This window comes from Oceanobacillus sojae (assembly GCF_900162665.1).
In the GTDB taxonomy this organism is placed as follows: domain Bacteria; phylum Bacillota; class Bacilli; order Bacillales; family Amphibacillaceae; genus Oceanobacillus; species Oceanobacillus sojae_A.
Map to the genome: position 1 here is coordinate 310,669 of NZ_LT727810.1, position 15,936 is coordinate 326,604.

The 15,936-nt window shown below is 39.7% G+C and carries 12 protein-coding genes; 10 read left to right on the forward strand and 2 right to left on the reverse strand.

Translation table 11 applies throughout. The annotated features are described in order from the left end of the window. Window positions 1-94: 94 nt before the first annotated feature. The 7 genes from hutU to BN1068_RS05270 all read left to right on the forward strand — a co-directional run bounded on the left by hutU (window position 95) and on the right by BN1068_RS05270 (window position 9,146). Window positions 95-1,762: a urocanate hydratase gene (gene hutU, locus BN1068_RS05240; RefSeq protein ID WP_077601778.1), complete on the forward strand. Its 1,668-nt coding sequence runs from the start codon at window positions 95-97 to the stop codon at window positions 1,760-1,762. A gap of 79 nt (window positions 1,763-1,841) precedes the next feature. Next, window positions 1,842-3,140, forward strand: coding sequence for an imidazolonepropionase (hutI, locus tag BN1068_RS05245; RefSeq protein ID WP_175637083.1), 1,299 nt, complete (start codon window positions 1,842-1,844; stop codon window positions 3,138-3,140). Window positions 3,141-3,282: 142 nt separating this feature from the next. After that, window positions 3,283-4,623 (forward strand): YjiH family protein, encoded by a 1,341-nt coding sequence (locus BN1068_RS05250; RefSeq protein ID WP_254846712.1) that lies wholly within the window; start codon window positions 3,283-3,285, stop codon window positions 4,621-4,623. A gap of 141 nt (window positions 4,624-4,764) precedes the next feature. After that, entirely contained in the window at window positions 4,765-5,202 is a 438-nt protein-coding gene (hutP, locus tag BN1068_RS05255) for a histidine utilization transcription antiterminator HutP (protein ID WP_077601781.1), read from the forward strand. 148 nt (window positions 5,203-5,350) lie between these two features. Further along, the gene (hutH, locus tag BN1068_RS05260; RefSeq protein ID WP_077601782.1) at window positions 5,351-6,874 is read left to right on the forward strand and encodes a histidine ammonia-lyase; all 1,524 of its coding nucleotides are present in this window, start codon (window positions 5,351-5,353) and stop codon (window positions 6,872-6,874) included. Window positions 6,875-7,075: 201 nt separating this feature from the next. Further along, a complete protein-coding gene (locus BN1068_RS05265) occupies window positions 7,076-7,891 on the forward strand; it encodes a flagellin N-terminal helical domain-containing protein (protein WP_077601783.1) in 816 nt (271 codons plus the stop codon). 124 nt (window positions 7,892-8,015) lie between these two features. Beyond that, window positions 8,016-9,146 carry a Fic family protein gene (locus BN1068_RS05270; protein ID WP_077601784.1) on the forward strand — a complete coding sequence of 377 codons (1,131 nt, stop codon included), beginning with the start codon at window positions 8,016-8,018 and terminating at the stop codon, window positions 9,144-9,146. Between the two features lie 50 nt (window positions 9,147-9,196). Here BN1068_RS05270 and BN1068_RS05275 read toward each other — a convergent pair whose 3' ends face one another. Both BN1068_RS05275 and BN1068_RS05280 read right to left on the reverse strand, forming a co-directional pair. After that, on the reverse strand, window positions 9,197-10,297 hold the full coding sequence (locus BN1068_RS05275) for a nitric oxide synthase oxygenase (RefSeq protein WP_077602195.1): 1,101 nt from the start codon (window positions 10,295-10,297) through the stop codon (window positions 9,197-9,199). Between the two features lie 164 nt (window positions 10,298-10,461). Further along, window positions 10,462-11,346: a LysR family transcriptional regulator gene (locus tag BN1068_RS05280; protein WP_077601785.1), complete on the reverse strand. Its 885-nt coding sequence runs from the start codon at window positions 11,344-11,346 to the stop codon at window positions 10,462-10,464. Window positions 11,347-11,466: 120 nt separating this feature from the next. Here BN1068_RS05280 and hutG point away from each other — a divergent pair, with 120 nt between their 5' ends. The 3 genes from hutG to BN1068_RS05295 all read left to right on the forward strand — a co-directional run bounded on the left by hutG (window position 11,467) and on the right by BN1068_RS05295 (window position 15,908). Next, window positions 11,467-12,411, forward strand: a complete 945-nt coding sequence (gene hutG / locus BN1068_RS05285; RefSeq protein ID WP_077601786.1) for a formimidoylglutamase — start codon at window positions 11,467-11,469, stop codon at window positions 12,409-12,411. Window positions 12,412-12,449: 38 nt separating this feature from the next. After that, window positions 12,450-13,649 (forward strand): sodium/glutamate symporter, encoded by a 1,200-nt coding sequence (gene gltS / locus BN1068_RS05290; protein WP_077601787.1) that lies wholly within the window; start codon window positions 12,450-12,452, stop codon window positions 13,647-13,649. A 249-nt stretch (window positions 13,650-13,898) separates the two neighbouring features. Beyond that, on the forward strand, window positions 13,899-15,908 hold the full coding sequence (locus BN1068_RS05295; RefSeq protein WP_077601788.1) for a putative bifunctional diguanylate cyclase/phosphodiesterase: 2,010 nt from the start codon (window positions 13,899-13,901) through the stop codon (window positions 15,906-15,908). Window positions 15,909-15,936 lie beyond the last annotated feature (28 nt).

A 15,936-nucleotide genomic window follows, 5' to 3' on the forward strand; every position in this document is an offset into this window, starting at 1 on the left:
AGCATTTCGAATAGGAGTTATCTATATTACACTCTCCTCTGCTGATAAAATAAGAATTATCAGAATACAGTATTGATGGGAGAGTGAATAAGCCATGTCAGAAACGAAGTCAAGAGAAGTAAAACAATACAGAGGCACGGAATTAAATACAAAAGGCTGGATTCAGGAAGCGGCGTTACGCATGTTAAATAATAATCTCCATCCGGATGTAGCGGAAAATCCGGATGATTTAGTGGTGTATGGCGGGATTGGAAAAGCAGCGAGAAACTGGGATTGCTATGATGCCATTGTTAAATCCTTAAAAGAATTAGAAGAGGATGAGACGCTATTAATTCAGTCTGGAAAACCAGTAGCTGTTTTTCCATCTCATAAGGATGCACCCAAAGTATTAATTGCCAATTCAAACCTTGTACCTGCCTGGGCGAATTGGGATCATTTTCATGAACTGGACCGGAAAGGATTAATGATGTATGGGCAAATGACTGCTGGAAGCTGGATTTATATCGGCAGTCAGGGAATTCTCCAGGGAACCTATGAAACATTTGCAGAATGTGCAAAGCAGCACTTCAAAGGCAGCCTGGCCGGAACGGTTACATTAACAGCAGGGCTTGGCGGTATGGGCGGGGCTCAGCCATTAGCTGTAACCCTGAATGGCGGGGTCTGCATTGCAGTGGAGGTAGACCAGCATCGAATTAACCGCCGAATCGAAACGAAATATTTAGATATATATACAGATAATGTGGATGAAGCGATTCGTCTGGCTGAGGAGGCCCGCGGCCAAAAGAAAGCATTATCTATCGGGCTGTTAGGCAATGCTGCAGAGGTTTTACCGGAAATGATTGAGAAAGGATTTATTCCGGATGCGTTAACGGATCAGACATCTGCACATGATCCGTTAAATGGTTATATTCCAGAAGGGTTCAGTCTGGAAAAAGCCGCTGATTTGCGGAAAAAGGATGAGAAAGAATATACAACTCTTGCAAAAGCAAGTATTGCCAAGCATGTAGAAGCGATGCTGGAAATGCAGAAGCAGGGAGCTGTCACCTTTGATTACGGAAATAATATTCGTCAGGTGGCAAAAGACGAGGGTGTAGAAAATGCTTTTGATTTCCCTGGCTTTGTGCCTGCCTATATTCGTCCGCAATTCTGCGAAGGGAAGGGACCTTTCCGCTGGGTAGCATTGTCTGGAGATCCAGAAGATATCTATAAAACAGATGAAGTGATTTTACGTGAATTTAGTGATAATAAACATTTATGTAATTGGATTCGGATGGCCCGGGAAAAGGTGAGCTTCCAGGGGTTACCTTCCCGTATCTGCTGGCTTGGCTACGGGGAACGTGCAAAATTTGGAAAAATCATCAATGATATGGTTGCCAGTGGAGAGTTAAGCGCTCCAATTGTTATTGGCCGTGATCATCTTGATTCCGGCTCGGTTGCTTCACCCAATAGAGAAACAGAATCAATGAAAGATGGCAGTGATGCTGTTGCTGACTGGCCGATTTTAAATGCTCTGATTAATAGTGTTGGCGGGGCAAGCTGGGTCAGTGTTCATCATGGCGGCGGTGTAGGGATGGGATATTCTCTTCATGCCGGGATGGTCATTGTTGCAGACGGAACAAAGGATGCTGAAAAACGCCTGGAGCGTGTATTGACTACGGACCCTGGTATGGGAATTGCCCGTCATGTAGATGCAGGCTATGAGCTGGCTCAGGAAACGGCACGTAAAAAGGATGTAAACATTCCTATGTTAAAAAACGAATAATATAAATTGCTGCCTTTTGGAAACAAATATTTTTTCAGAGATGTGCGATTACAGCTATATTTTATAAACTGCTAAAAACATGCTGGCGGGAGGGGAAGTAACTTTGGTACAAAAGATATTTATTTCAAATGCAAATCAAGTAATTACCATGGCAGGGCACTCTGATAAGCCTGCTAAAAAAGGGGAAATGTCCGAGGTCTCAGTCATTGAGCATGGCAGTATCTGGGTGGAAGATGGAAGGATTGTTGAAACAGGTCCGGATGAAGAGCTCCGTGAAAAATACAAAGAACAATTAGGAAACGCGGAACACATTGATGCGAGCGGTAAAATTGTAACACCGGGTCTGATTGATCCACATACACATCTTGTTCATGCCGGTACACGTGAAAATGAATATGCAATGCGTTTAAAAGGAAAAACATATATGGAAATCATGGAGGCAGGCGGAGGAATTCATGCCACCACCCTTGCTACACAAAAGGCCAGCCATGAAGAATTATATGCAGAATCGAAAAGGCGTTTGGATAAATTTTTATTACATGGTGTAACCACTGTTGAAGCAAAAAGCGGGTATGGATTAACACTGGAGCATGAATTGAAACAGCTGGGAGTGGCAAAGCAGCTGCAAAAGGATCATTCAATTGATATTATTTCTACTTTTATGGGAGCGCATGCTGTACCGATGGATGAGAAAAAGAATCCGGAAAAGTTTGTTACCCGGGTAATTGAAGAAATGATTCCTGAAGTAGCAGAACGGAAATTAGCTGTATTCAATGATGTATTTTGCGAGCGGGGTGTATTTACACCTAAGCAGTCAAAGCGAATACTGGAGGCTGGAAAAAAACACGGACTTATTCCTAAAATTCATGCGGATGAAATTGAACCATATGCCGGTGCGGAATTAGCTGCAGAGGTCGGGGCAATTTCTGCCGATCATCTTCTGAAAGCATCCAACGAAGGAATAAAAGCAATGGCTGAGCAGGGAGTTGTCGGTGTTTTATTACCCGGAACAGCCTTCTTCCTGATGGCGGAGTTTGCTCCTGCCAGGAAGATAATCGATGCAGGGGTTGCAGTAGCCTTATCAACGGATCAAAATCCGGGTTCTTCGCCAACCATTTCTCTTCCGTTTATGATGAATTTAGGTTGTCTGAAGATGGAAATGACACCTGAGGAAGTATTAACGGCAACGACGATTAATGCAGCACATGCCATTGGCTGTGCAGATGAGGCAGGGAGCCTGGAAACGGGGAAGAAAGCAGATATAACTATTTTTGATGTTCCCAATTATTTAACCTTATCATATCAGTATGGGATGAATCATGTAGATACGGTTATAAAAGCAGGAAAACAGGTTGTGGCGGGAGGACGGTTGGTTTGAAAAGTTGGCTGCCACGTAAATCACAGTGCAAAATACAGTCTTTACAACGCCGCTGAACTTAAAAGGAAAGATAAAAGATGGAAATAACGGGATTATCATATTTAACAGCAGTATCGAAATTTAAATGAAAAGGGTGAATATATTGAATCATGTTCAAAAAAGCCTGACTGTTAAAGAACCTAAACACGAACAATCCCACAATACAAATAATTTGCTGAAATTTTTCGTGTTTAGTTTAATTGGAATTTTCACGTTTTTTATCCCGGTTACAATAAATGGAGTGTCATCCATTCCGCTTGATCATATTGTAACTTATATTCAAACTGTTTTTTCCACTGCTGTTCCTTATTATGCTTTGATTATAATTATCTTTGGAGCGATATATCCATTTGTAAGCCGGACTTGGAATAAAGATACAGTGAATATTATTTTATCTTTATTTAAGGTCACAGGTGCAGTGGCTACAACCATGGTAGCCTTTCAATTTGGACCAGGCTGGCTGCTTGATCCCAATATAGGACCCTATCTTTTTGAAAAATTGGTTATCCCGGTTGGAGTGCTTGTACCGATTGGAGCAGTTTTTCTTGCTTTACTTGTAGGTTATGGGCTATTAGAGTTTGTTGGAGTTCTGCTTCAACCTGTTATGCGTCCTATTTGGAAAGTACCTGGCAGATCTGCAGTTGATGCAGTGGCTTCTTTTGTCGGAAGTTATTCTATAGGTTTGTTAATTACAAACCGGGTTTTTAAAGAAGGGAAGTATACAGTAAAAGAAGCAACGATTATTGCAACAGGTTTTTCAACCGTATCTGTAACATTTATGATTGTGATAGCGAATACACTTGATTTAATGGGAATCTGGAATACGTATTTTTGGGTTACATTGTTTGTTACTTTTCTGGTAACAGCTATCACAGTAAGAATTTGGCCTCTAAATAAAATTAGTGAGAAATATTATAATGGGGAAGGTCATCCTGAAGAAATTATTAAAAAGGATCGAATAAAAGTTGCTTGGTCACAGGCGATGAAAGTAGCTGAGGACGCACCGGTAATTTCAAAAAATATTTGGATGAATTTCAAGGACGGATTAATCATGACAATGGCAATCCTGCCATCTATTATGTCTGTCGGCCTGTTAGGGCTGGTTCTGGCAGAGTATACTTCTGTATTTGATATACTGGGTTATATCTTTTATCCATTCACATGGATTATGCAGATTCCGGAGCCATTATTAGCTGCTAAAGCTGCTGCTACGGAAATAGCCGAAATGTTTTTACCGGCATTGCTTGTTACAGATGCCCCATTGATAACGAAATTTATTACAGCAACCTTGTCTGTATCAGCGATTCTTTTCTTTTCAGCTTTAATTCCGTGTATTTTATCTACAGAAATACCCATCAGTATTCCAAAGCTGATTGTAATTTGGATTGAGCGTACTATATTAACAATCATTATTGTAACACCAATTGCATATTTATTACTTTAGGATGGGAAAAATAACTGCTTCAGATGATAACTATAATTCTTCCAATAATGAATAATGGACTATTAATATTAATCGGACTATAATTATAGATAGCTAATAGTAAATAGTGTTATTTTTTTGAAGACAAAGGAGAACGCTTACATGCCGCAGAAAATTAGAATTGGAAAAATCGCAACGCTGCTTGCTATGTTAGATGAGGATGAATACAGCTCCTTTGAACCTATGTTTGACGAAGTAGATACATGCCTTGGGAAGGTCGGCTCGATGAACATGCAGAAGGTTATTTCTGCAGTTGAAACAGCAGTTAAACGAAGCGGGTTAATTGAAGAGGGTATTTATAGAGAAACGCATGCTTTATACCACACGATTGTCGAGGCGCTTGAAGGAGTAACAAGAGGACAGCTGGCGATTGGAGAGACCATGCGGACAGTAGGCCTTCGCTTTGCTGTTGTACGCGGCAGACCGTATGAAGAAGAAAAAGAAGGCGAGTGGATAGCTGTCGCTTTTTACGGAACAATCGGTGCACCAATAAAAGGGCTGGAGCATGAAGCGCTCGGTCTTGGCTTTAATCATATTTAACCATTTTATTAATCAAATACGAAATCATGACCTATAGTAACGAGTTGTTAGGAGGTGATGATGGCTTACTTAAGTATGCCGTTATCACCTCCTTTTTATGTTTACAGCGTAATTTGATAAAGCAGGTTTGAAAAAGGGGGAAGCAGCAATGATAGAGTTAACCGGTCATTCTTTAACAATTAATCAGTTGAAAAGAATTTTGGTTGGTAAAGAAAAAGTATCAATTTCAGAAAAAAGCATGCAAAAGGTTCGTGAAAGCAGATATGCGGTAGAAAATATTGTAGCAGATAAAGAAACGGTATATGGAATTAATACCGGCTTTGGTAAATTCAGTGATGTTATTATTGATCAGGAAAACGTAGAAAAGCTGCAGTTAAATTTAATACGCTCGCATGCTTGCGGTATTGGTGAGCCATTTCCGGAAATTGTCTCACGTGCAATGATTGTGCTTCGCTTAAATGCTTTATTGAAAGGATTTTCAGGAGTGCGTGTTGTTCTAATTGAACTGCTGGCTGAGCTTATTAATAAAAATGTACATCCGGTCATTCCGCAACAGGGATCACTGGGAGCGTCCGGCGATTTGGCTCCGCTGGCTCATCTGGCACTTGTTTTAATTGGGGAAGGAAAAGTATTCGATGATTCTGGGAAACCAGTACATGCAGCACCGGTTTTGACTAAAAAAGGTATCCAGCCGATTGTTCTGCAGGCGAAGGAAGGTCTTGCCCTCATCAATGGCACACAGGCGATGGTTGCAATGGGTATTGTAAACTATATAGAGGCTGAGCAGCTTGCCCTGGACAGTGAGTGGATCGCCGGTATGACCATAGAAGGGCTGGAAGGAATCATTGATACCTTTCATCCGGCAGTACATGAAGCAAGAGGCTATCCACAGCAGATGGCGGTTGCTGAAAGAATGCGTGAATGGCTGGATGGAAGCAGACTTGTTACAAAGCAAGGTGAAAAACGTGTACAGGATGCGTATTCCTTACGCTGTATTCCACAGGTGCATGGGGCATCGTGGCAGACGCTGGATTATGTGAAAGAAAAACTGGAAATAGAGATGAATGCTGCTACTGATAATCCGCTTATTTTTGAAGAGGGAAAGCTGGTTATTTCAGGCGGAAACTTTCATGGTCAGCCCATTGCATTTGCGATGGATTTTATGAAAATTGCTGTAGCAGAATTAGCTAATATATCAGAACGCCGTATTGAACGGCTGGTGAATCCGCAGTTAAATGATTTACCGCCATTTTTAAGTCCGGAACCCGGTTTGCAATCCGGAGCCATGATTATGCAATATGCAGCAGCATCGCTCGTCTCGGAAAACAAAACATTGGCACATCCGGCAAGTGTGGATTCGATTCCTTCTTCTGCAAATCAGGAGGACCATGTAAGTATGGGAACAATCGCAGCAAGACATGCGGGAATGATCATACAAAATGCGAGGCGTGTATTAGCGATCGAATGCATATGTGCCCTGCAGGCAATAGAATACCGGGGTGTGGAAAATGCAGCACCGAAATTAAAAGAAAAATGGAATAAAATGCGTAAGGTTGTTGCAGGCATTACGGAAGACAGGGTTTTTGCTGAAGACATAGAGAAGGTGAATCAAGCTTTAAATCCATTGATTAACACCAGCAATTTTATTGAAAAAGGATCTTATATTTCTTAAAACAGGATAACAAGGAGACAACATCCCTCATTCTATCAGAGGTGGTTGTCTCTTTAGGTTTTTAAAATCCGTAAAGCACTCCTCCTCAAAGCTGCCATCAAGTAATAAAAGCTCTCCCAATCTCTTCACATTCCTGCCAAATCAGCCGATATACCTATAAACAAGTATATTAAAAATAGTATGATTGGAGGGTAATAATCGATGCGTATCAACAATAATGTAATGGCTTTCACAATCTATCATAATATGAATAATCATTTTGCGATGGCCCAGAAATCCATGCTCCGCATTGCGAGCGGTCAGCGTATTAACAGCGCTGCAGATGATCCGGCCGGTTTAGCAATCTCAGAAAAGATGCGTGCGCAAATTCGCGGTTTGAATATGGCGATACGTAATACGCAGGATGGAATCTCGCTCCTGCAAACTGCGGAAGGTGCGGTAAATGAAACGCATGCAATATTGCAGCGGATGCGCGAGCTGAGTGTAAAGGCTGCGAATGGAACATATTCAGACTCTGACAGGGAGATCCTGCAGGATGAAATTAATCAGCTACGTGAGGAACTTACTAGAATTGGCAGGGATACGGAATTTAACACCCAATCCTTAGTGGACGGCTCTTTTAAAAATAAGCGTATTCAAGTTGGTGCCAATGCCGGGCAGTATGTTGAGATTTCCATTGGTGATGTGCGGGCAGCAGCTCTAGGTGTTGATGAAATTGATATTTCTACCCAGGAAGGAGCGGACGAGGCTATTGGTATATTAGATGAAGCGATTAAGCGGGCATCCTCCCAGCGTTCCAGCCTGGGTGCAATTCAAAACCGCCTGGAGCATACGATTAATAACCTTTCCAATACCGTTATGAATTTAACACAGGCGGAATCGCGGATTCGTGATGCGGATATTGCAAAGGAAATGATGCTATATACGAAGCATAGTCTTTTGGCACAGGTTGCGATGGCTATGCTGGCGCAGGGGAATCAGCAGCCGCAGATGATATTGCAGCTTTTGCAAAATTGATATTTTATTTGAAAAATAAATAGAACTGGACATGGAGCTGTTTGATAAACAGGGATAACCTCTTTGTTTAAATTTTTGAGGTAAGGGACCTGAATTTAAAAAATATCGGAGAAGAGTGTTTTATATGATAAGAAAAGGTGTAAGTAAACTGCCAATTGGTGTTTCTACAAAACACGCATTAAAGATATTAGAAAAATTGCCCTCTATTTCAAGAAAAGTAGGTGTATTAGAAGAAAGATTCCATTCATCTATTGTTAGTTCTCCACTCATCCAATTATTATCTTTGAATGAATCAGTTGAATCTACACGAATTGAAGGTACACAAGTGACCTTCAGTGATATGGTAGAGGAGCAGCATGACACGAATCCCAGAAAAGAAATTATTGAGGTACAGAACTATCATAATGCCTTAATGGAAGGATATCATCAAATAAATAATGGCTGCCTAATAAGCACACGTATGATTAAAGATTTACACGAGATCTTAATGAAAGATGCGAGAGGCGCTAAACAAGCAGCAGGAGATTACCGTAAAATACAAAATTTTATTGGTCCATCCAAAAAAATAGAAGAAGCAAGCTATATTCCGGTTTCTGCTGGGGAGATTGAATCTTTTATGAATAATCTAGAATTATTTATGAATGGGCATCCATACGGTGAGGTTTTATCTCAAGAACATTTATCATCGGATTTGTATTGTTTTGATGAGAATGCAGATGCTTTGATTAAGACCGCAATTATTCATGCACAATTTGAGTCGATTCATCCTTTTTTAGATGGGAATGGCCGTTTAGGAAGAATTCTTATTGTTTTAAATCTTATTCAATCAAAACTTATAAGTATGCCTACATTTTTTGTGAGTGAAGAACTGGAAAAAGAAAAGGCCCGTTACTATGATATGCTGAATGTGACCAGAGGGATAAATCCTGAATGGGGAGACTGGATTCTTTTTTTCATGCAGGCGAGTGAGAGAATGGCAGATCAATTAAATCATAAGCTGCATCAGGCAGAAAAGCTTGCTGAGTATGGATTGAAAAAATGTGAAACAAATTCTGAAAAAACAATGTGGTTATATACATTCCGAGATCCATTTGCGACAGTGAAAAAAGCTTCCTCTCAAACAAAAGTATCTGCTAATACAGCGCGCAATGCATTTAATCGACTGGTAGATAAAGAATTACTATATACTGAAAAAGATGTAAAACGTAATAAAAAATATAGAAACTATGATTTAATGCGTATTTTAAGAGACTAATAGCAAAAAATGCTGTTTCACTTATTATCAGTGGAGCAGCATTTTTGATATTATCTATGAAACGGACAGCCCCTCACTTCCTGATAAGCCTTATCCTGATAAAAGAAATTCGGCTTTTTCAGTTCATTGCTATAAGGCTGATGCCAGACATGGGTGGTTGCCGGGGAAACTGGCGGGATAAGCCATGTCCATTTTCCGGTTACTTCACGGTCTGCCTTTGCTTCCTGCTTTTCGAAAATGCGGAATTGAGCTGCGGCCGTATGGTGATCTACAATGGATACACCTTGTTTTTTAAAGGAGTGCAGTATCATTTCATTCAGCTCAATTAACGCACGATCCTGCCATAAATTACTGGCATGCTTTGTATCTAAGCCCATAATCTCTGCCATTTTGGGGAGCAGATTATAGCGGTGCTCATCTGCAAAGTTTCTTGCACCGATTTCGGTTCCCATATACCAGCCGTTAAAGGGGGCTGATACATAATGCAGCCCGCCAATTTCCAGACGCATATCTGCAATAACGGGGATAGCATACCATTTTAAATGCAAGTCAGCCACTGCCTTATATTCTGGATGCTCCATCGGAATTTCTGGAATCAATGATTCCGGAATACTTCTCCAGACAGGTGGCTGGTCGCCAATTTGAATAACTAGAGGCAGAATATCAAAATTTGTTCCCTGTCCCTGCCAGCCCAGTTTTTCACAAATCTGTGTGAATACCAGTGAATCAGAATCGCCAATAATACCTTCATCCGACTTATAGCCTGCATAGCGCAGCAATTGGTGGTTCCAGATTTTTACGGTTTCTTCTTTTGCTGAGACAGCAGGGAAGATCGTGATATATGGCTTAATTCTCCCCTGATTAAAGGCATTTTTTAAATGGCTGAAGAGAAATTCGAATACTTCTTCTTCGTTGGCTGCCTGTCTGGCGTCGGCTACTTCAATACGCTCCCAGAACAGTCTGCCGATACAGCGGTTTGAATTCCGCCATGCCAGCTTTGCTCCATAAACAATTTCCTCGTAGGTTTGTGTATATGTACCGAATGCTTCTATATCTGAAATTACTTCTTTTATTCTCTCTTCTAACTTTTCTGCAGGAGCTCCGGTCTCTGTATAGTATATTTTTAAAAATTGTTCGGCTTCCTGCTGCATTTCATAATTATTCAATGGAATTTACCTCCAGCTATTGACTGCATATTATAGTATTTATTTTAACGAAGAGAAGAATGAATTTCCATTTTATCTAACCCGCTGGAAGGGATGAGGCAATTATCTGTTCATATTGCTGTCACATACCATACTACAGCAACATGAAATTATGATTTATGAAATGTACAGATAGTTTCAATGGATTTATGAATGATTGGTGAAAGGTACCTGCTGCGGTCCTTAACAAGATAAACATTTCTTTTTAACACCTGATCCTTCATTTTTTTGATATGCACTGCTGAATGGTGCGATTTATTTACATAGTTTTCCGGGACAATGGTAATTCCAAGACCGCTTTCTACAAGATGATAGGCTGTTTCAAATCTTTCAATTTCAAATTGAATATTAGGGCTGATGCTTGCGTATTGAAAAGCTTTTAATATATCATTCCTTGTCTGGTATCCTTCCTTACATAATATAAAAGGCGGGTGCCTTAAATCTTCCATGGTAATAAATGCTTTGGAGTGAAGCGGGTGGCCGGCTGGAATCAGTGCAACAAGATTTTCTTCATATAAAAATATGGATTCAAGCTCTTTGGTATCAATATAGTAATTGGTTATTGCATAGTGGATTTCATAATTTAATAAAGCATTTTGAAGCTCAGACAGGCTAAGCAATTCCGAAATTTGAATGTGGATGTCGTGTGAATCTGCTTTGATTTTTTTGATAACCTCGCTGAACCAATTTTTGGCTGTTTCAATCATGCTGATCGAAAGCTCTAATGGACCTTCTAACCGCAGCCGCTTCATCTCTTCTTCCATATCATTCATCTGGTTAATTATTTTTTTTGCCTGATAATAGAGGATTTCCCCTTCTCTGGTGAGCTGTATACGCGGTTTTTTTCGATGAACAAGTGAAATGCCTAAATGATTCTCTAATTTTTTTATAGATATACTTAAAGAAGGCTGCGAAATATGCAGATGTTCTGCAGCTCTTGTAAAGCTTTTCTCTTCAACCACCTTGATAAAGTAATGTAATTGAGTCAGGTCCACAGGCTATTCTCCTTTAATTATAGTTTTAAACTATAAAATAATAAATTATATATATTAGTGATTATACTACACAAAATTTATAATGGAGAGAAATTAACTAATTATAGTGGAGGGAATCATATGTATCAAGCACCTGCTAGTGAATACTGGAAAGGAAGAGAAGACAGCAGTACGGATCGGGATAGTTTTCGTTTCCATCAAACAGTAAGCTTAGAAACAATCCAAACATTGGATAATGCAGAGAAGAGGATTGCACTTGTCGGGTTTGAATGTGAAGAAGGTGTCCGGCGGAACAAGGGCAGACTTGGTGCAAAAGAAGCTCCTAATAAAATCCGCACCTTTTTATCCAATATACCCAGCTCCGTTTTGGGAAACTATTCCCTGACAGATACCGGTAATGTATCCTGTGAAGGCAAAAATATGGAGAAAGCACAGATGGAGCTCGGTGTACATGTGGAAAAGCTGCTTGCTAAAAAGACGATTCCAATTATTATTGGCGGCGGTCATGAAACCTTTTTCGGTCATTATTTAGGGGCAAGGTCCTTTCTAAAAAAGGAAGCACGTCTGGGGATTATTAATATAGATGCACATTTTGATATGCGGAAAGATGAACTGCCCTCCTCTGGAACCATGTTCAGGCAGATTCTTGAAATAGATGAAAATGCAGATTATTTGTGTATTGGAATTCAACCGTTCTCCAATACAAAAGCATTATTCCAAACAGCTGATGAGCTGGGATGCAGTTACTTCCTGGAAAATGAGGTGAAGGAAAACATCCATCGTATCTTTCAGGCAATTGATCAATTTAGCGAGGATCATGATGCGCTTATTTTTACATTATGTACAGATTCAATTTCAGCAAGTGAGGCTCCGGGTGTCAGCGCGCCTGCAGCATTTGGACTGGCCGTATCCGATGTCCGGAAGCTATTGAATTATATTGCTTCAAAAGATAATACCATCAGCTTCGATATATCTGAAGTGAATCCCGCTGTGGATGAAAATGACCGTACAGTGCGGCTGGGTGCAGCATTGATTACGGAGGTTATGCACACATTTTCTAAGTAGATACAAAATCCATACAGGGGAAGACAGGGAGGAAAGGCATCATGATAGAATTTGATCAGGTTACAACGATTTTCTTTGCTTTAGCTGTTTACATGCTGGGAATATTTCTGAATAATAAAATACCATTCCTGAATAAGTTCTGCATACCGGCACCAGTTGTCGGGGGATTATTATTTGCTTTAGTAATTACCTTTTTACGCGGGTTTGATATTTTAATTATTAATCTGGATACGTCGCTGCAAAGTTTATTTATGCTTACCTTTTTTACAACAGTCGGTTTAGGAGCCAGCTTTAAGCTGCTAAAAATAGGCGGGAAGCTGTTAATTATTTATTGGCTGGCATGCGGATTTTTGGCACTTGCTCAAAACATCATTGGTGTGTCAATGGCAAAGCTGTTAAATCTCGATCCATTAATCGGTGTGATGGTTGGCGCAATATCCATGGAGGGCGGACATGGAGCAGCGACGGCATTTGGTACTACTATCGAAGAATTAGGAATAGATGGTGCTCTCTCGATTGGTTTAGCTGCGGCCACAGTCGGTTTAGTAGCCGGAGGGTTAATCGGAGGACCAATTGTTAAATATTTAATGAATAAATATCAATTAAAACCGACAGAAGCAGAAGAAATTTCTGATACTTCTATGGGTAGCGTAAATCAGCAGGATACGGAATTAAATTCAAAATCATTTATGATCCAGGTTTTTATTATAGTATTCTGTATGGCATTAGGAACATACCTGGGAGATTCATTTACCGAATGGACAGGGTTTGTCCTTCCAGGATATGTAGGAGCGATGTTTGTTGCTGTTATTGTGAGGAATATCATTGACCGGATTTCCGGTAATGTTATTCAGATGAAGAGTATTGGTATAATAGGTGATATCACATTAGGGATCTTTTTATCCATGGCATTGATGAGCATTCAATTGTGGGAAATTGTTGATCTGGCTTTACCACTATTACTTATCATACTGGTCCAGGTTATCTTTATTGCCTTATTCAGCATATTTATCCTGTTCAAAATGCTTGGAAAAAACTACGATGCTGCTGTTATGATTGGTGGATTTACAGGCCACGGATTGGGAGCAACACCTAACGCGATTGCCAATATGGATGCGGTCGTATCTAAATTCGGCCCGTCCAGAAAAGCATTTTTAGTTGTTCCTCTGGTGGGTGCATTCTTAATTGATGTTTTCGCAGTACCAATTATTATTACGACAATTAATTTATTCAGTTAATAAAATCAGCAGTTCATAGGGAAGGCCGGATAAAGTATATATTACCGATACTTTGTCCGGTTTTTTTGTTCTATCTATTTTCATTCTTTAAATTTTATAGAAATATATTTAAAAATTGATGAAAATGAAATAAATATATTTAGAAGAAAATGTTTTATTTAGTCGAAATAAGTGTGTTGCTAACTATGTTTACATGATATATTTATACTATATACATTTCTGCAGGGGCGGTGCGGGGAGGAATTGGGTTTGGCTCAGGTTGTGTTTAAGATTAAAAATAGAAAAATATATTTTTCGGAACAGATATCTTGTGAAGTAATAAATAAGTCGAAAGATATCCTTTCTGGAGAAGATTATGAAAATGTACTCTCTTCTAATATCAGTCCTCACGTAGCTGAAAATTTCTCAAAACTTGTTAATGGTGAAAAAAATCAAATTCATTTTAATACCTCATTTAATACGGAAAATGGGGGGATACTCCTATTTAACATTTTTGGCTATCGTTTTATGTCGGAGAATGGCCCGGAAATTTTTGGCGTGATTACGGATGAGAGAGAAGCAAATCAACAGTTAATGAAAGCGTTAAAGGAATTATCAGATATTAAGTATGCTATGGATCAATCCGTGATTTTAGCAATTACGGACAAACAAGGTAAAATCACACATGCAAATGATCGTTTTTGCGAAATATCCGGTTATTCCAGGGATGAATTAATTGGAAATACCCATCAGATGATTAATTCAGGCTACCATTCCAAAGAATTTTTTAAAAATATGTGGCAGACAGTTGGGCTTGGCGGCGTCTGGAAAGGTGAAATCAGAAACCGTGCGAAAGACGGCTCTTTTTATTGGGTGGAAACGACGATTGTTCCGGTGAATGATGGAAAAGGTAAGCCCATGCAATATATAGCGATGCGTTTTGATATAACGGATAAAAAAGAAAATCAGGAAAAAATTCGTATGATGGCCTTCTATGATCATTTAACAGGGCTTGTGAACCGGCGGAAATTCGATGAGGATTTAATTAAAAAAATTGAATATAACAAGAAACATAATGGCAGATTCGGCATTATGTTTGTTGATCTGGATGGCTTCAAATATGTAAACGATACGCTCGGACATATCATAGGCGATCAACTGCTGGTAGCTGTTGCCCGCCGTTTTGAAAATCTTATTGGTGAAAAAGGCATGGCTGCACGGCTCAGCGGAGATGAATTTGCGATTGTTATTCATTCCATCACCGCTCCAGTGGACATGCAGTATTTTGCAGAAGCTATTATTGAAAGCTTTAAAGAACCTTTTTCTATCGAAGGATACCAATTAAATATGACTGCCAGTATAGGAGTAGCAACCTATCCAGAGGCGGGCCCGGACGCATCTGCCATCATGAAGCATGCAGATCTGGCGATGTATCGTGTGAAGAGCCTGTTTAAAAATGATTACAGGTTCTTTGACAGAGAGATGAAATTTTCGAATCAAAGGGCATTCCAGATAAAAAATGATTTAAGAATGGGATTAGAAAAAAATCAATTTTATATTGTATATCAGCCTAAGGTATTTCCGGAAGGGGATATTGTAACAAGCTGCGAAGCTCTGATCCGTTGGCAGCATCCGGATTTTGAGGAGATATCGCCTGCTGAGTTTATTCCCTTAGCCGAAGAAGTGGGAATGATTAATGAAATTGGTGATTGGGTAATCGAAAATGTCTGTAAACAGCTGCAGCTATGGAAAGAAAAAGGATATGATCCGATTCCTGTATCCGTTAATATATCGCCCAGCCAGTTTTTACAGGCTGACTTTATCGAAAAATTCTGGTCTTATCTGGATGCTTATCAAGTTGACCCTGCCTGGATACAAATTGAGATTACAGAGAGTCTCTTTATTGATAAGGAAAAATATGTACAGCAAATTTTAAAAATAATGAGGAAGAAAGGTATTAAGGTTGCCCTCGATGATTTTGGGACTGGATACTCTTCTTTGGCTTACTTGCAAAAGCTTGATTTAGATATTTTAAAAATTGACCGGTCCCTTATCAGCGGGATTTCTAATTTATCCATTAAAAAAGAGATTGCAACGACCATTGTCAGACTGGGGAAATGTCTTGGCATGGAGGTAGTTGCTGAAGGAGTAGAAACGAAAGAAGAACTCGACATTTTACGCGATCATGCTATCGATGAAATTCAAGGTTATTATTACAGCAAGCCGCTTGATGTTACAGCAATGTCTAAAATTTTAAAGACAAAGAATCTGGATAAATAACAGTTTATACTGTATGCCTGAGAGCCCA